This window comes from Citrobacter sp. wls714, assembly GCF_005281025.1.
GTDB lineage: Bacteria > Pseudomonadota > Gammaproteobacteria > Enterobacterales > Enterobacteriaceae > Citrobacter > Citrobacter werkmanii.
Genome location: NZ_SZWZ01000092.1, coordinates 225147 through 243288, shown reverse-complemented (window position 1 = coordinate 243288; position 18142 = coordinate 225147). Strand labels below are relative to the sequence as shown.

14 protein-coding genes are annotated in these 18142 nt (G+C 53.7%); 7 read left to right on the top strand and 7 right to left on the bottom strand.

Annotated features, from left to right (window positions below; translation table 11 throughout):
* Window positions 1-22 precede the first annotated feature (22 nt).
* The 4 genes from pabA to ppiA form a co-directional block, all read right to left on the bottom strand.
* A complete protein-coding gene (gene pabA / locus FDX11_RS19800) occupies window positions 23-586 on the bottom strand; it encodes an aminodeoxychorismate synthase component 2 (protein WP_042312037.1) in 564 nt (187 codons plus the stop codon).
* A gap of 31 nt (window positions 587-617) precedes the next feature.
* On the bottom strand, window positions 618-1220 hold the full coding sequence (locus FDX11_RS19795) for a putative adenosine monophosphate-protein transferase Fic (RefSeq protein WP_042312036.1): 603 nt from the start codon (window positions 1218-1220) through the stop codon (window positions 618-620).
* Complete coding sequence (locus tag FDX11_RS19790; RefSeq protein ID WP_064507016.1) at window positions 1210-1377, bottom strand: YhfG family protein; 168 nt, start codon at window positions 1375-1377, stop codon at window positions 1210-1212. The genes FDX11_RS19795 and FDX11_RS19790 overlap by 11 nt, the downstream gene beginning before the upstream one ends.
* A 107-nt stretch (window positions 1378-1484) precedes the next feature.
* Complete coding sequence (gene ppiA / locus FDX11_RS19785) at window positions 1485-2057, bottom strand: peptidylprolyl isomerase A (RefSeq protein WP_003023595.1); 573 nt, start codon at window positions 2055-2057, stop codon at window positions 1485-1487.
* A 264-nt stretch (window positions 2058-2321) separates the two neighbouring features.
* On the opposite strand from ppiA, the gene tsgA reads away from it, so the two are divergent.
* The 7 genes from tsgA to FDX11_RS19750 all read left to right on the top strand — a co-directional run bounded on the left by tsgA (window position 2322) and on the right by FDX11_RS19750 (window position 15290).
* Window positions 2322-3503 carry an MFS transporter TsgA gene (gene tsgA, locus FDX11_RS19780; RefSeq protein WP_061381017.1) on the top strand — a complete coding sequence of 394 codons (1182 nt, stop codon included), beginning with the start codon at window positions 2322-2324 and terminating at the stop codon, window positions 3501-3503.
* A 306-nt stretch (window positions 3504-3809) separates the two neighbouring features.
* A complete protein-coding gene (gene nirB, locus FDX11_RS19775) occupies window positions 3810-6353 on the top strand; it encodes an NADPH-nitrite reductase large subunit (RefSeq protein WP_137398419.1) in 2544 nt (847 codons plus the stop codon).
* Window positions 6350-6676: a nitrite reductase small subunit NirD gene (nirD, locus tag FDX11_RS19770; protein ID WP_042312029.1), complete on the top strand. Its 327-nt coding sequence runs from the start codon at window positions 6350-6352 to the stop codon at window positions 6674-6676. Before nirB ends, nirD begins: the two co-directional genes overlap by 4 nt.
* 187 nt (window positions 6677-6863) lie before the next feature.
* Window positions 6864-7673 (top strand): nitrite transporter NirC, encoded by an 810-nt coding sequence (gene nirC / locus FDX11_RS19765; protein WP_137398418.1) that lies wholly within the window; start codon window positions 6864-6866, stop codon window positions 7671-7673.
* A gap of 11 nt (window positions 7674-7684) precedes the next feature.
* Complete coding sequence (cysG, locus tag FDX11_RS19760) at window positions 7685-9058, top strand: siroheme synthase CysG (RefSeq protein ID WP_137398417.1); 1374 nt, start codon at window positions 7685-7687, stop codon at window positions 9056-9058.
* A gap of 334 nt (window positions 9059-9392) precedes the next feature.
* Window positions 9393-14921, top strand: a complete 5529-nt coding sequence (locus FDX11_RS19755; RefSeq protein ID WP_137398416.1) for an autotransporter domain-containing protein — start codon at window positions 9393-9395, stop codon at window positions 14919-14921.
* Window positions 14922-15119: 198 nt separating this feature from the next.
* Window positions 15120-15290, top strand: a complete 171-nt coding sequence (locus FDX11_RS19750) for a YhfL family protein (RefSeq protein WP_042311973.1) — start codon at window positions 15120-15122, stop codon at window positions 15288-15290.
* A gap of 68 nt (window positions 15291-15358) precedes the next feature.
* Here FDX11_RS19750 and FDX11_RS19745 read toward each other — a convergent pair whose 3' ends face one another.
* From FDX11_RS19745 to FDX11_RS19735, 3 genes are read right to left on the bottom strand one after another with little or no spacing between them, the layout of a single operon-like run.
* Window positions 15359-16453, bottom strand: coding sequence for an aminotransferase class I/II-fold pyridoxal phosphate-dependent enzyme (locus tag FDX11_RS19745; RefSeq protein WP_137398415.1), 1095 nt, complete (start codon window positions 16451-16453; stop codon window positions 15359-15361).
* 13 nt (window positions 16454-16466) lie between these two features.
* Window positions 16467-17771, bottom strand: coding sequence for a YhfT family protein (locus FDX11_RS19740; RefSeq protein ID WP_137398414.1), 1305 nt, complete (start codon window positions 17769-17771; stop codon window positions 16467-16469).
* 11 nt (window positions 17772-17782) lie between these two features.
* Window positions 17783-18136, bottom strand: a complete 354-nt coding sequence (locus FDX11_RS19735) for a DUF2620 domain-containing protein (protein ID WP_047408212.1) — start codon at window positions 18134-18136, stop codon at window positions 17783-17785.
* Window positions 18137-18142 lie beyond the last annotated feature (6 nt).

The following is an 18142-nucleotide window of genomic DNA, read 5'->3' as shown; positions in this document are numbered from 1 at the left end:
ATCACTGAATAGCAACCATAAATCACCGTTGGAGGAAATTATCCAGCAGCTGATGCCCCTGTTCGCTGAGAATACTCTCCGGGTGAAACTGCACACCTTCCAGATCCCACTCGCGGTGGCGAATACCCATGATCTCCTGTGTCTCACTCCAGGCCGTCACTTCAAAGCAGTCAGGAAGCGTTTCGGGGGCAACCACCAGAGAATGGTAGCGTGTCACGGTTAATGGGTTGGCGAGTCCCTGAAAAACGCCCTGCCCGTTATGCGTAATCGGCGAGGTTTTACCGTGCATCACTTTTGCTGCCCGAACCACGGTCGCGCCAAACGCCTGCGCCATCGCCTGGTGACCGAGACACACGCCCAGCAGCGGGATGTTGCCCGCGAAATGGCGAATAACGTCCAGCGAGATACCGGCATCATCCGGCGTGCAGGGGCCCGGGGAAATCACGATTTTTTGCGGATTCAGCGCGTCAATTTGCGACAGCGTCAGCTCGTCGTTACGCCTGACGAGAACATCAGCGCCCAGTTCGCAGAAGTATTGGTACAGGTTCCAGGTAAAAGAATCATAGTTATCGATAAGCAGGATCATGGCGGCTCCGGTACATAAGACCCGCGCTATTCTACTCAGTTTCCGGGGCTTCGCTTACCACTTTACGAAATATCGCCCGCAGAGCGCTCAGGTCGCCCATTGCCCCGCTCTGGTTCGCCTGGTTCCACTCCTCAACCTGAATGTCATCCCAGCTCAGCATATACCCGGCATGAATCGCTAACTGTTCGAAGAAAATACGCTGCGCGAGACCGCTACCAATACGAAACGGATGCAGCACATTAATTTCGCAATAATAGTGCGCGAGGCGATCGACGAATTTGTCTTCCGGCAATCCCACCAGCCAGGACTCCTCTTCCAGATCCTGCATCAGCGCATTGCCCTCTTTCTCGATATAGGCAAAATGGCAAAAGCGAGTATCGCCCTGGTAGATATCAACTTCCCGCAACTGCCCCGCCCAGTCGAAAATATCCTGGTATAACTGGCGATGAATGGCGCACAGGTGTGGCAAGCCACGCTTTAAAGGCCCCAACTCAATCGTCGCGGCGCGCAGTGCTGTTAATTCGTATGCCGCTTGTGCCAGACGCTGGGCCTGATGAATCCCCAGGCGGTTACGCATCACATTCAGACCGGGGTACAGATAAGGGTCACGTCCATCACCGAATTTATCGCTCATAGTGCCTCCTCAACTCTTCCAGACGCGCCAGGGCGTCTTCCGCGTTCAGAGTAACCTGTGGAATATCCACGCCTTCCAGTCGTCGGCTTCCCTGGAAATTGACATTACGCCGTTGCTCCCAGAGTCTGGACTTTTGTTTATCGGTGAGTTTTTTCACGTGACCTCCCTGAATGTAAGCGGCACTTGCCACAAGTATAAGCAGCAATTTCGGGTTACGCAGAGAAGGGAGAGAACGCGGGCAGGAACTACCCGCGAAAAATACGATTACGGCAGAACTTTAGCTGAAAGGATAACAATCGGTTTTGACGGGACATTCTGGTAAGGACCAACATCATGGGTCTGTACCTGAGAGATCTTATCCGCGACATCCATACCTTTCACAACTTTACCGAATACAGCATAGCCAAAGTCGCGTTGGCCGTGATCGAGGAAAGCGTTGTCTGCGATGTTGATAAAGAACTGGCTGGTCGCACTGTCTTTATCTGCTGTACGCGCCATCGCAATCGTGCCACGGGTGTTACGCAGCCCGTTATCGGCTTCATTCTTGATTGGCGGGTTAGGTTTCTTCTGCTGCATCTGCTCGGTGAAGCCGCCGCCCTGTACCATAAAGCCCGGGATCACACGGTGGAACGTGGTGTTGTTATAGAAACCACTGTTCACATAATCGACAAAGTTTTGCACTGAAACCGGGGCTTTCTGGCTGTTCAGCTCCAGCTCAATGTTACCCGCAGAGGTGGTCAGCAGGACATGTGGGTCACCTTTTGCTGCCAGTGCTGCAGGGGAGAGAGCGGAAAGAGCGAGAACAGCTGCAACAGCCGCCAGAGTCGATTTGAGCATGAGAATTCCTTAACAAGAGCAGAAATGAAGCAAGTGAATTGATTCTAAAGAGCCTTCAAGGACAAGGCCATCCCTTTACTTAATTTTACGTACTTGAAACAAATGTAACCTCACAGTCGCAATACTCATTGTGATCGAGATCACATACAAAAATGTAACGGAGCAAGTTATTGCCATTAAATATTTAAATGCGTCACTAAAGCGCCTAAAATCTGCCCGCTCACGGCGCAGTCAATGCGCCTTACACTTCTATACAGGCCAGTCATGACTAACAGCAACCGCATTAAGCTCACATGGATTAGCTTTCTCTCCTACGCCCTGACAGGCGCGTTGGTAATTGTCACCGGGATGGTGATGGGAAATATCGCAGATTACTTCCATTTGCCCGTTTCCAGTATGAGTAACACCTTCACTTTCCTGAATGCCGGCATCCTGATCTCTATCTTCCTGAATGCATGGCTGATGGAGATTGTGCCCCTGAAAACCCAGTTGCGCTTTGGCTTTATCCTGATGGTTCTGGCGGTCGCCGGACTGATGCTCAGCCATAGCCTGGCCTTGTTCTCAGCAGCAATGTTTGTCCTTGGGCTGGTGAGCGGTATCACCATGTCGATTGGTACATTCCTGGTCACGCAGATGTATGAAGGTCGCCAGCGCGGTTCTCGCCTGCTGTTTACGGACTCTTTCTTCAGCATGGCTGGCATGATTTTCCCGATGGTGGCGGCGTTCCTGTTAGCGCGCAGCATTGAATGGTACTGGGTTTATGCCTGCATCGGCCTGGTCTATGTCGCTATTTTCCTGCTGACCTTCGGTTGCGAATTCCCGGCGCTTGGCAAACACGCGCAGCAGTCAGACGCACCGGTAGTAAAAGAAAAATGGGGCATTGGCGTACTGTTTCTGTCCATTGCGGCTTTATGCTACATCCTCGGCCAGCTTGGTTTTATCTCATGGGTACCGGAATATGCCAAAAGTCTGGGCATGAGCCTGGGTGATGCGGGTAAACTGGTCAGCGACTTCTGGATGTCTTACATGGTTGGCATGTGGGCATTTAGCTTTATTCTGCGTTTCTTCGATCTGCAGCGCATCCTGACCGTACTGGCGGGTTTGGCCACCATCCTGATGTATCTGTTTATCACCGGTACGCCAGAGCATATGCCGTGGTTCATTCTGACGCTGGGCTTCTTCTCCAGCGCGATTTATACCACCATCATTACCCTCGGTTCCCAACAGACGAAGGTCGCCTCACCTAAACTGGTTAACTTCGTTCTGACTTGCGGCACCATCGGTACCATGCTTACTTTCGTCGTCACTGGCCCGATCGTCGCTCATAGCGGTCCAATGGCGGCACTGCAAACGGCTAACGGCTTGTATGCCGTTGTGTTCGTGATGTGCTTTGTTCTTGGGTTTGTCACGCGCCATCGCCAGCATAACGCTCCAGCCACGCATTAATCTCACTGCCGGGGACGCTTCCGCTTACCCGGCCTGTACACTACCGGATGGTGTCCGCGCCATCCGGCATATACCTCGCATCCCCCACCTCTCCAGGTGATGTAGGCCAATTCATACAAAAACCCCTTAATTTGTACGCTATTTATACAAACACGAAAAGCCAGTCAATTCCGTAACTTATAAAAATGTAGGTAAATCAGTCATATACCTCTTAAGGAGTATATGAGAGCGAATTTGATTTGTATCAATAAGCGGGGTTGCTGAATCGTTAAGGTAGGCGGTAATAGAAAAGAAATCGAGGCAAAAATGAGCAAAGTCAGACTCGCTATTATCGGTAATGGTATGGTCGGCCATCGCTTTATTGAGGATCTTCTTGATAAATCCGACGCTGCCAATTTTGATATTACCGTCTTTTGTGAAGAACCCCGCAAAGCGTACGACCGCGTACACCTGTCTTCCTACTTCTCCCACCACACCGCCGAAGAGCTTTCTCTGGTGCGCGAAGGATTCTACGAGAAGCACGGCGTTAAGGTATTAGTGGGCGAGCGCGCAATTACCATCAACCGCCAGGAGAAAGTGATCCACTCCAGCGCGGGGCGTACGGTTTATTACGATAAGCTGATCATGGCGACTGGCTCTTATCCGTGGATCCCGCCGATTAAAGGTTCGGAAACTCAGGACTGCTTCGTTTACCGCACCATTGAAGATCTCAACGCCATTGAGTCTTGTGCGCGCCGTAGCAAACGCGGTGCTGTCGTCGGCGGTGGCCTGCTGGGCCTGGAAGCCGCCGGTGCGCTGAAAAACCTCGGCGTTGAAACCCACGTGATTGAATTCGCTCCGATGCTGATGGCTGAACAGCTGGATCATATGGGTGGCGAGCAGTTACGTCGCAAAATTGAAAGCATGGGCGTGCGTGTGCACACCAGCAAAAACACGAAAGAGATTGTCCAGGAAGGCGTCGAAGCGCGCAAAACCATGCGTTTTGCCGATGGTAGCGAACTGGAGGTCGACTTTATCGTTTTCTCTACCGGTATTCGTCCACGCGACAAACTGGCTACCCAGTGCGGTCTGGACGTCGCTCCGCGCGGTGGGATCGTGATTAACGACACCTGCCAGACGTCTGACCCGGACATCTATGCCATTGGCGAATGCGCCAGCTGGAACAACCGTGTATATGGTCTGGTGGCACCAGGCTACAAAATGGCGCAGGTTGCCGTTGACCATATCCTCGAAACCGAAAACGCCTTCGAAGGCGCAGATTTAAGCGCCAAGCTGAAGCTGCTCGGCGTTGACGTTGGCGGGATTGGCGACGCACATGGCCGCACACCGGGTGCGCGCAGCTACGTTTACCTCGACGAGAGCAAAGAAGTCTACAAACGCCTCATTGTCAGCGAAGATAACAAAACGCTGCTCGGCGCGGTTCTGGTGGGCGACACCAGCGATTACGGCAATCTGCTGCAACTGGTGCTGAACGCTATCGAACTGCCGGAAAACCCGGACTCATTGATCCTGCCTGCGCACGCGGGCAGCGGCAAACCGTCTATCGGCGTCGATAAACTGCCGGACAGCGCGCAGATTTGTTCCTGCTTCGACGTCACCAAAGGCATGCTGGTTGCTGCTATCAATAAAGGTTGCCACACCGTTGCAGCGCTGAAAGCTGAAACCAAAGCCGGTACCGGCTGCGGTGGGGGTATCCCACTGGTAACGCAGGTCCTGAACGCTGAACTGGCGAAACAGGGTATTGAAGTTAACAACAACCTGTGTGAACACTTCCCGTACTCGCGTCAGGAACTGTTCCATCTCATTCGCGTAGAAGGCATTAAAACCTTCGAAGAGTTGCTGGCAAAACACGGGAAAGGTTACGGCTGTGAAGTGTGTAAACCGACCGTCGGTTCCCTGCTGGCCTCGTGCTGGAATGAGTACATTCTCAAACCGCAGCACACACCGCTGCAAGACACCAACGACAACTTCCTGGCGAACATCCAGAAAGACGGCACCTACTCCGTGATCCCGCGCTCCGCTGGCGGTGAAATCACACCGGAAGGTCTGGTGGCCGTGGGACGTATCGCACGTGAATTTAACCTGTATACCAAAATCACCGGCTCTCAGCGTATTGGCCTGTTCGGCGCGCAGAAAGATGACCTGCCGGAAATCTGGCGCCAGTTGATTGAAGCCGGTTTCGAAACCGGTCATGCCTATGCTAAAGCGTTGCGTATGGCGAAAACCTGCGTGGGCAGCACCTGGTGCCGCTACGGCGTGGGCGATAGCGTCGGTTTCGGCGTCGAGCTGGAAAACCGCTACAAAGGCATCCGTACGCCGCACAAGATGAAGTTCGGTGTCTCCGGCTGTACCCGTGAATGCGCGGAAGCCCAGGGCAAAGATGTGGGTATCATCGCCACGGAAAAAGGCTGGAACCTGTACGTTTGCGGTAACGGCGGGATGAAACCTCGTCATGCGGATCTGCTGGCGGCGGATATCGATCGCGAAACGCTGCTGAAGTATCTCGACCGCTTCATGATGTTCTACATCCGCACTGCCGACAAACTGACCCGTACCGCACCATGGTTAGACAACCTGGAAGGCGGCATTGAGTATCTGAAATCGGTCATCATCGACGACAAGCTGGGCCTGAACGAACATCTGGAAGAAGAGATGGCCCGTCTGCGTGAAGCGGTGGTATGCGAGTGGACAGAAACCGTTAACACCCCATCCGCGCAGGTTCGCTTCAAGCACTTCATCAACAGCGACAAACGCGACCCGAACGTCCAGGTTGTGCCTGAACGTGAACAACATCGTCCGGCAACGCCTTATGAGCGTATCCCGGTGACTCTGGTGGAGGAAAACGCATGAGCCAGTGGCAAAACATCTGCAAAATCGATGACATTCTGCCTGCAACAGGCGTCTGTGCCCTGTTAGGTACTGAACAAGTCGCGATTTTCCGCCCGTATCACAGCGACCAGGTGTTTGCGATCAGCAACATCGATCCGTTCTTTGAGTCCAGCGTGCTTTCTCGTGGTTTGATCGCTGAACATCAGGGCGAACTGTGGGTCGCCAGCCCGCTGAAAAAACAGCGCTTTCGTTTAAGCGATGGGCTGTGCATGGAAGACGAACAGTTCTCGGTAAAACATTACGAAGCGCGAGTAAAAGACGGCACGGTGCAGTTGCGCGGTTAATAAATTTTTGGGAGGCGCAACGCCTCCCCTTTTTTGACGTATTTGTAGGTCTTTTATTTGTAGGCCTGATAAGCGTAGCGCCATCAGGCAATTGCACAAGCACATTGCCGGATGGCGGCATAAATGCCTTATCCGGCCTACGGTTACGATTTCTTTTTATTGTTTGTACTTCAAGGATAATCAACACATGTTCACAGACACTATCAATAAGTGTGCGGCTAACGCTGCGCGCATCGCACACCTGTCGACTAATAACCCGCTCGGATTCTGGGTCAGTTCGGCAATGGCAGGGGCCTATGTCGGTCTCGGCATCATTCTTATTTTCACCCTCGGCAATCTGCTCGACCCATCCGTACGTCCTCTGGTGATGGGTGCAACCTTTGGTATCGCCTTAACGCTGGTCATCATCGCGGGTTCTGAACTGTTTACCGGTCACACCATGTTCCTGACGCTCGGCGTTAAAGCGGGCACCATCAGCCACGGTCAAATGTGGGCAATTTTGCCGCAAACCTGGCTGGGTAATCTGGTCGGATCCGTGTTTGTCGCCCTGCTTTATAGCTGGGGCGGCGGCAGCCTGTTGCCGATCGATACCAGCATCGTGCATTCGGTTGCACTGGCGAAAACCACAGCGCCTGCAACGGTGCTGTTCTTCAAAGGCGCGCTGTGTAACTGGTTGGTTTGTCTGGCAATCTGGATGGCAATTCGTACCGAAGGCGCAGCGAAATTCCTCGCTATCTGGTGGTGTCTGCTGGCATTTATTGCTTCCGGCTACGAGCACTCAGTTGCCAACATGACGCTGTTTGCCCTCTCCTGGTTCGGTCATCATAGCGAAGCCTATACCCTGGCCGGAATTGGTCATAACCTGTTGTGGGTGACACTCGGTAATACTTTGTCCGGTGTCGTATTCATGGGATTGGGTTATTGGTATGCTACGCCAAAATCGGAGCGTCCGGCTCCGGCAAAAATCAATCAGCCAGAGGCTGCTGCCAATAATTAAGGGGTAATGTCGTGGACCATTTGCCTATATTTTGTCAACTACGTGACCGCGACTGCTTGATCGTCGGCGGTGGTGATGTCGCAGAACGCAAAGCGCGGTTGCTGCTGGAAGCGGGCGCCCGTATAACAGTTAATGCGCTGGCGTTTATTCCGCAGTTCACCGTATGGGCAAATGAAGGCATGCTGACACTGGTTGAGGGGCCGTTCGATGAGTCCCTGCTCGATCCTTGCTGGCTGGTTATCGCCGCCACCGATGACGATGCCGTTAACCAAAGCGTCAGCACCGCCGCAGAATCACGCCGTATCTTCTGCAACGTGGTCGATGCGCCAAAAGCAGCCAGTTTTATCATGCCCTCCATTATCGACCGCTCGCCGCTGATGGTGGCGGTCTCCTCTGGCGGCACTTCACCGGTGCTGGCCCGTCTGCTGCGTGAAAGACTCGAATCCATGCTGCCTCAGCATCTGGGCCAGGTCGCGCAATATGCCGGCAAGTTGCGCTCCCGGGTTAAAAAACAGTTTGCCAGTATGGGTGAACGTCGCCGCTTCTGGGAAAAATTGTTCATTAATGACCGCCTGGCGCAGTCGCTGGCAAACAGTGACACAAAAGCCGTCGAAGAAACCACCGAGCAGTTGCTTAGCGAACCACTGGATCACCGTGGAGAAGTGGTGCTGGTTGGTGCCGGTCCTGGCGATGCCGGGCTGCTGACGCTGAAAGGGCTGCAGCAGATCCAGCAGGCAGACGTAGTGGTTTATGACCGTCTGGTTTCCGACGATATTATGAACCTCGTGCGCCGCGATGCCGACCGGGTGTTCGTCGGTAAACGTGCGGGTTACCACTGCGTACCGCAGGAAGAGATTAACCAGATCCTGCTGCGTGAAGCGCAACAGGGTAAACGCGTCGTGAGACTGAAAGGTGGCGACCCGTTCATCTTTGGTCGCGGTGGCGAAGAGCTGGAAACGCTTTGCCACGCCGGTATTCCATTCTCTGTCGTACCGGGTATTACCGCAGCCTCCGGTTGTTCCGCCTATTCCGGCATTCCACTGACCCATCGTGATTACGCCCAGAGCGTTCGTCTGGTTACCGGGCACCTGAAAACCGGCGGCGAGCTGGACTGGGAAAATCTGGCGGCAGAGAAACAGACGCTGGTGTTCTACATGGGGCTGAACCAGGCGGCCACGATTCAGGAAAAACTGCTCGAATTTGGCATGCAGCCCGATATGCCGGTTGCACTTGTAGAAAACGGCACCTCCGTGAAACAACGCGTCGTCAACGGTGTGCTGACGCAGCTCGGGGAATTAGCGCAACAGGTTGAAAGCCCAGCGCTAATTATTGTTGGTCGTGTGGTAGGCCTTCGCGATAAGCTGAACTGGTTCTCTAACCATTAATTAAAAAAAGCCCTGTTCCCCAGGGCTTTTTTTACAACTACTCGTAACTTCGAATTAACTTTACTTAAAATTGAATTAAGCAACCCAAATTAAATTCATGAAGTGAATTTGATTATTAATAATATTGCGTAAAAACTCTTTCATTAGCCAAATTCGCCCCACATCCATTCATACCGCAAATAGTATCGTTAAGTATTCAATTTGACCTACCCAGGTTATCGGGTGATAAAATAAACACTAAAGGATAATTTTACTCTGGCCATTTCATCATTGCCTGTATCGCTATCTGCATATATTTAGTACGCAAGGAAAATATTAATCAAGGATGAACCCTATGCAAAAGAAAAAACTTATTTCTATCGCTATAGCTCTCGCGATGCAAAGTTATTACATTCCGGCCATCGCCGCAGAGAATAACGATGATGAAAAAGAATGTCCCAGTAATATCTCCTCCCTGCCTAAAGAAAAGCGCGAAAAACTCTCACCGGCCTGCCTTGCTACATTATCTGAAAAAGATAATCACTGGGGCTGGGTTGCTGGCGGCGTTGCTGCGCTGGCCGCGGGCGTGGCTATTGGCGTTGAAAATAACAGTGGCGGAGATTCCACTCATTCTTATACGCCCCCTACGCCCGACAATGGCGGCGATGTAACCCCGCCTGACGATGGAGGCGATGACAATGTGACCCCGCCCGATGATGGCGGCGATGATGATGTGATCCCGCCCGACGATGGCGGCGATGACAATGTAACCCCGCCTGATGATGGCGGCGATGATGATGTGACCCCGCCCGATGATGGCGGCGATGACGATGTGACCCCGCCTGATGACGACGACACGCCCCCAGATAACTCTGTTACTACCTTCAGCAACGGCGTCACCATCGATAAAGGCAAAGACACCCTGGCCTTCGATAGCTTCAAACTGGATAGCGGCAGCGTTCTCGAGGGTGCCGTGTGGAATTATTCAGAACAGAACAACCAGTGGCAGCTCACCACCCTGGACGGCAAAACGCTGAACGTCTCCGGCTGGGACGTGACCGACGCCAATGCCGCCGTGATTGAAGGCACCCAGGAAAACGGTCTCTACTGGAAGTACGACAGCCGTGGCTATCTGATTATTGCCGACGATAAAACCACGGTTATCAGCGGCGACGACGAATCGCATTCCACCGATCGCGGCATGGATATCAGCGGCCAGGGCAGTACCGGCGCGATTATTTCCGGCGATAGAACCGTCAACACGCTCACCGGGGACTCCAGCGTGACCGACGGTGCCACCGGTATGGTTATCTCCGGAGACGGCACCACCAACACCATTTCAGGCCACTCAACGGTGGACAACGCCACCGGCGCGCTGATTTCCGGCAACGGCACCAGCACCGATTTCTCCGGCGACATTGCCGTAAGCGGCGGCGGCACCGCCATCATCATCGATGGCGACAACGCCACGATTAAGAATACCGGTACCTCTAACATCAGCGGAGCAGGCTCCACCGGTACCGTCATTGACGGCAATAACGCCCGCGTCAACAACGACGGTGATATGACCATCACCGACGGCGGCACCGGCGGCCACATTACCGGCGACAACGTGGTTATCGATAACGCCGGGAGCACCACCGTCAGCGGCGCGGACTCCACGGCGCTGTATATCGACGGCAACAACGCGCTTATTATCAACGAAGGTAATCAGACTATCTCCGGCGGCGCCATCGGTACGCAAATTGACGGCGACGGTGCCCGTATCGCCAATACCGGCGATATCGCGGTGGATGGCGCAGGCTCTGCCGCCGTAGTTATCAATGGCGATAACGGCAGCCTGACCCAGGCGGGCGATCTGCTGGTCACCGACGGCGCGATGGGCATCATCACCTACGGCACCGGAAATGAAGCAAAAAATACCGGCAATGCCACCGTCCGCGATCAGGACTCCATAGGTTTTGTGGTTGCAGGCGAAAAAAACACTTTCAAAAACAAAGGGGATATTGACGTCAGCCTTAACGGCACCGGCGCGCTGGTAAGCGGCGATATGTCGCAGGTTACGCTGGATGGCGATATTAACGTTGTCTCGGTCCAGGACAGCGCAGGCGTGTTTAGCACAGCGACAGGCGTGAGCGTGAGCGGCGACAGCAACGCCGTTGATATCACCGGCAACGTAAATATCAGCGCCGACTACGGGCAGGATGCTCTGGCTGCCGGAGCCCCCCCGTTAACCGGCGTTGTTGTCGGCGGTAACGGCAATAACGTTACCCTTAATGGCGCGCTGAATATTGATGACAACGATCTGTCCGCCATCAGCGGACAATACCTGGACGTTGTTGGCCTGAGCGTAACAGGTGATGATAACGACGTTGAGATTGGCGGCGGTATTAATATCACCCACAACGAGGATCCACTTGATGGAACCTCTTCATACATTACCGGCATCAGCATCAGCGGTAACAGTAACGTTACGCTAAACGGTCATTCTACCATTGATACCAACACGATAGTGGGTGGTCACGTTGTACTGGCGCAGGTCAACAACGGCGGCTCCCTGATTCTGGATGATGACTCGGTTGTTGAAGTTAATGCCAGTTATATAAACTCAGGCACTTTCACCTACAACGCGTTGCTGATGGCTGATGGCGAAGGCACATCAATTGAAAATAAAGGCGATATTACAAGCCATGGCGTGTATTCCGTCATTCGCGCAGATAACGGCGCGGAAGTCCGCAACAGCGGAGATATTCTTGTCTACGCGACCAGTAGCAACAGCAGTGAGGATCGTGTAGCCATCACAAGGGCTAATGGCGAGGGATCGGCTGTTCATAACAAAGCCGACGGCGATATCACCATCATTTCTGACCAGACGCCGCAGGGCAGTGGCGGTGATGGCGCATATCCACTGAAATGGTACACCCACACCTTTTACGCCATGTTGGCTACGGATTACGGCGATGTCGTTAATGATAAGGATGCCACTATCCATTTGCAGGGCGCGGGTGTATATGGCGTAACAGCCAGCAGAGGAACAGCGTCAAACGCAGGCGATATCTATCTGGACGGCTTGGTCCCGACGCTGGACGATGAAAATAACATCACCAGCACCAGCTACTGGCAGCCGTCATCGCTCTATCTCACCAGCTCAGGAATGGTGGCGGGTTCCACCGATGCCGATGGCGACGCCACCGCCATCAACACCGGCACCATTACCGTTAACAACGCCGGGTTCGGTATGATGGCGCTCAACGGCGGCGTCGTCATCAATGACACTACCGGCGTGATTAACATCGACGCCGATTACGGCCAGGCGTTTCTGAGCGACAGTTCCAGCTACATCATCAATAACGGCGCCATCAACCTTAACGGCAGCCCGATGGATGACGCTGATTCCCATATGGGCGATGCACCAACGGATAAAATCTGGATTCAATCCCTGCCTGGCAGCGGCGACAGCGACACGCAGACTTCTGACGCGGGTTTCTTCACCAATGGTACGCTGGCCAACTACGGTACTGAAACCCTGAACGGTGATGTGGACGTTAGCGGGGGCTGGTTGTACAACGAGGCTGGCGCTTCACTTACCGTCAACGGCACCCTGACGATTAACGGCGGGGCTAACGCGCTGGCCAACTACGGGACGCTGGACGCGGACGCTATTTCCACCTGGCACAGCCTCTTCAATGAAGCGGGCGGCAGCATCACCACCGATCTGTTAACCCTTAACGGCGACGTTACTTTCTACAATAACGGTGATTTTACCGGCTCCATCGTGGGCGGCAGCTACCAGCAAGAAATCGTCAACACCGGCGATATGACGGTGGCGGAAGATGGCAAATCGCTGGTCAGCGGCAGCTTCTACTTCTATAACCAGCAGGGCGCAACGCTTGCCAACAGCGGAAGCGCGGTGGAAGGCGGCGAGAACACCATTATCAACCTGACACGCGCCAATGATTCGCTGACCCAGGTAAACAGCGGCACCATCACCGCCACTAACGGTTACAGCGCCATCACCACGGTCAACGGCAGCAATGACCCCAAATGGATCTGGAACACCGAAACCGGCGTGATCAACGGTATTAACCCGGATGCGCCGCTGATTAACTTGGGCCGAGGCTATAACTTTGGCAACCAGGGCACTATCAACGTGCAGGGCGATAACGCCGTGGCGATTAGCGGCGGCACCAGCAGCTATGTAATCAACCTGGTCAACAGCGGCACCATCAACGTCGGTACTGAGCAGGGCAAGGAGGACGGCACCAACGGCACCGGGCTTATCGGTATCAAAGGCAACGGTAAAGCCACCACTATTAACAACGCCGCAGACGGAGTGATCAACGTTTACGCCGATGACTCGTATGCGTTTGGCGGCCAGACCAAAGCCATCATTAACAACGGTGAAATCAACCTGCTGTGCGACAGCGGCTGCGACATCTACGCACCGGGCACCACCGGTACGCTGGATGACCACAACGGTACGGCAGACATCGTTATCCCAGATGCGGCTACCGCCCCAACCGAGGGCAGCATCCCCACGCCGCCAGCGGATCCAAACGCGCCGCAGCAGCTCTCCAACTATATTGTCGGCACCAACGCCGATGGCAGTTCCGGTACGCTGAAAGCCAATAATCTGGTGATTGGCGACAACGTGAAGGTGGATACCGGTTTTACCAGCGGCACGGCGGAGACCACCGTGGTGGTGGATAACGCCTTCACCGGCAGCAATATCCAGGGTGCGGACAACATCACATCCACCAGCGTGGTGTGGAACGCCCAGGGTAGCCAGGACAGCGACGGCAACGTTGACGTCACCATGACCAAAAACGCCTATGCCGACGTGGCCACCGACGCCAGCGTTTCTGGCGTAGCGAGTGCGCTGGACGCTGGTTACACCAACAACGAGCTGTACACCAGCCTTAACGTAAGCACCACTGCTGAGCTGAACAGCGCGCTGAAACAGGTAAGCGGCAGTCAGGCCACCACGGTATTCCGTGAAGCGCGTGTACTCAGCAACCGCTTTACCATGCTGGCCGACGCTGCGCCGCAGATCAAAGATGGTTTAGCGTTCAACGTCGTAGCGAAAGGCGACCCACGCGCTGAGCTGGGCAACGATACCCAGTACGACATGCTGGCATTACGCCAGACGTTGGATCTCACCGCCAGCCAGAATCTGACGCTGGAGTACGGTATTGCGCGTCTGGATGGCGACGGTTCGAAAACCGCGGGCGATAACGGCCTGACCGGCGGCTACAGTCAGTTCTTTGGTCTGAAGCACAGCATGGCGTTTGATGAAGGTCTGGCGTGGAACAACAGCCTGCGTTATGACGTGCACAACCTCGACAGCAGCCGTTCTGTCTCTTATGGCGACACCAACAAGGTGGCGGATTCCGACGCACGTCAGCAGTATCTTGAGCTTCGCAGCGAAGGAGCGAAAACTTTCACCATGATGGGCGATGCGCTGAAAGTCACGCCGTATGCCGGGGTGAAATTCCGTCACACCATGGAAGATGGTTACAAAGAGCGCAGTGCAGGAGATTTTAACCTGTCGATGAACGCTGGCAGCGAAACCGCTGTAGATTCCATTGTCGGCCTGAAGCTGGATTACGTTGGGAAAAACGGCTGGGGTGCCACCGCCACGCTGGAAGGCGGCCCGAACCTGAGCTACAGCAAGAGCCAGCGTACAGCGTCATTACAGGGTGCGGCGGGTCAATCGTTCGGCGTGGATGACGGTCAAAAAGGCGGCGGCGTTAATGGTCTGGCAACCATCGGCGTGAAATACAGCACCAAAGACGCCAGCCTGAATCTGGATGCTTACCAGTGGAAAGAGGACAACATCAGCGATAAAGGCTTTATGTTAAATTTCAGAAAAACATTCCGCTAATAAATTAAATCGGCAGCCTGGTATTACTTATTAATACCAGGCTGTTTTAATTTAAAAACAATTCACTAACCATATGTTTTATATAAAAATTACCAAGTCCTTTTCTGGACTACTTAAGTTTTATGTTAGTTGATATCCTAACCGCCGAGAAATGGATTTCATCCATTTTAAAATAGATATCTAACAAGGATTTTTAACATGTTTAAATTTGCAAAAATCACCATTGTCGCTGGGGTTCTGGCTACACTGACCGCATGTACTGGTCATATCGAAAACAAAAAAAATAACTGCAGCTACGATTATTTCCTGCATCCGGCAATTTCAATTTCTAAAATTATTGGTGGCTGTGGCCCGGCTGCAGATCAGTAATAGACGTTATTGCGCAGATACAAAAAAACCGGGTATTTCCCGGTTTTTTGCATTTTCAGATTCTATGCTCATTCATATGCTATCGCATTCACGCTCTCACGCAAAATACGTAGTACGGTCTCTTCTCCACTCCGGTTTGGATTAATACGAATCGCATAATCGCCCAGCGACGGATTTGCTTCGCGAAACGTCCCGGAAAGACGATAAAACAGAGGAGGGATCTCATATTTCGACTCTGCCCCCACCGGATACGGTAATGCGCCTTTCTCTTGCGCCGCTTCCAGTACGCGGGCGGCAATCGGCTGATGAAACTCAACAATTAGCACCTTCGACTGGGCATTGGCAATAACCGCCTTTTTCACCTCAGGTATCACGCCGCTATTGAGTAGCGTCAGCAATCGTTCAGAAACGCCAGCCTGTACCGCATGCATCACCGGAGCAAAAACCAAACCACGAAGCACCTCCAGGGCCTGCGCCCCCTGAATTTGGCTGCCGCCGGAATAGAGAGTCGCACGGATTCTGGCGATAACCTCCGCCTTGCCGATAACCGCCCCAACTCCCTCCGGGCCAAAGAGCTTGAAGCAGGAAAATGTAGACAGCGTCGCCCCATGTTCACAGCCGATACCGTCTACCTTCATGACGGCGTAGTTATCATCGGTTAACGTCGGTACGCCGCAGCGCGCAATCTCCGCCAGTACCTCGGTTAAAATGTAACGATCCTGCGGCTGCTGACGCGTATGTTGCACCAGCGCGGCATCCGGGCGATGCTGCGTAATAACCCGCGTGATTTCCCGGAGGCAGTTGAAATCTGCCCTGACCAGAGTAATGCCCATCTGCTCGATGAGTACCTGTGTTGTGGGGTAAACGGGCGCATCATGAACCAGCAGTCGCAGGCCGGGTTTGAGCAGCGCCGCCAGTCCGGCGCGTATCGCACCGGTACCAGCCCCCTGAACCAACACGCCGGCCTCAGCATGAAATGCCTCGGCCAGCACTTTTTCCACACGCTGCGTCACCCGAGGCTGATTCAGCCCCGGCACCAGTCCCAAGTCACCTCCGGTCAGAAAATCAGCGCCGGGAAAGTGACGGCACAGCGTATCCACCAGCGCAAACTGCTTCTGCTGCGCTTCTGCGAGCGTCAGGCTTTGCAGAGGGAATGTTTTCATTTTTTACGCCTCCTCAAGCCGGAACAAACAGACCAAACCAGTAGAGAATATTCAGCACAATACCGGTGATCATCACCGCCACGACCGGGGCCGCCATCTTCTGAACCGGACGCCCTATCGATTCGTTGAGGAAGTAAATCGCCACCGCAATCGAGAAGCCGGTGTAGCCCGCCATCTTGATAGCGGCAAAAATCGAGCCGACCAACAGCGCCATTTCCATCAGCATATTCATGGCATTACGAATATTGTCCGACGCGTTACGCACTGACGGATACCGTCCCAGCCATTTGCCAATCGAACGCAGCAGCAGCACTTCCGCTGAAATCACGATAGCGCCAAGGATTGCCGCAATCCACGGGTTCGGCGCCAGGTAGCCAACGGAATAGACGAACGTGAAGCCAGCTACCGCATAAACACCCGTCGCCAGCGCGGTTGTCGCAATCATTGGCACAAAACCCAGCCCGCGCATAAATTCCGCCAATGCCGCCTGGTTAACCAGTGTCTGCGATTGCTCCGGCGTAATTCCCGCCGAGTAAGCTTTTTCCAGCGTAAAAATCGAAACTTCACTGCCGGCGAAAATCTTCATACTGGCGACGGCGGCAATCAACGCGCCGACAATGGCGATGTACGGCAGGTTTTTAATAATCCGCGAAGTTCTCTCTTCAAAGACCGATAACCCGCTGGCATCTATCTCGTCATCACCACGATGGCGAATATCATGCGTAATGGCGATGGCCAACAGCATCATCATCCCGACGAAGATCTCAATGGATTCCGGGTTCAGATGCGGGAAGTAATGCACGACCCCCACACGGGTCATCAGTACCACCACCGCGGCGACAATGCTGTGCTTCCAGCCAAACTGGTAAAAAATCGCCACCAGCGGGAAGAGTGCGAATGCAGAAACCACCGGAGAACTCAGCTCGCCGAGGCTACCCAGCACATCAACCGGCAACGCCGTGAGCAGATGGTTTACCGGCAGCAGGCAGGTCAGAATCAATACGCCCCAGATAGCGCCCAGACCGAACGCCAGCAGGCTGTTCATCGCCAGCACACCGAGAATGTCCGTTGGCAGGAACAGCAGCCAGGCGTTAAGCAAACCTGTTTTTAGGGTAAAAGAGATCCCCACCGACGCCACAAAACCGATACTCAGACCAAACGCGATACTTCCCGCCTCGCGGCGGTTCATGTATCCCTCGATCAGCTGCGGCAGAATCGGACGGATTCCGTCATGAAAGACAGCCGCCGAGCGATGCGCCAGAAGTGACGTCATGCCGGTCAGGCAGGCCACCAGCACAATCTGAATGTACAGATCCATAGTCATGCCTTTTATTTCAGATGGTTAACCAGCATCGGTATCGCATGTTCAACATGTTCGACGGAGAGGCCAAAAGCCACTTTCCCTTCCGCAACCATTTTTGCGATATGTTCGTCTTTCGCCTTAATACCCGGCCTGGCGATAGTGCAGCTTTTGTTGTAGCCAATCACCGCAATGGCAATCGACAGTGCTGCGCCCGCGCCGGTGTTACAAGCGCCAATGTAGTAATCCAGTTGTCCGGATTTCACCTTCATCGCCGCTTCCATATCGTTATGAATGGACACCTCAAAGCAGCCAGGAGCGGCGGTTTCGATGGTCTTTTTAATCTGCTCACGTTGTAAGCCAGCAACGCCAATCTTTTTCATGATTCT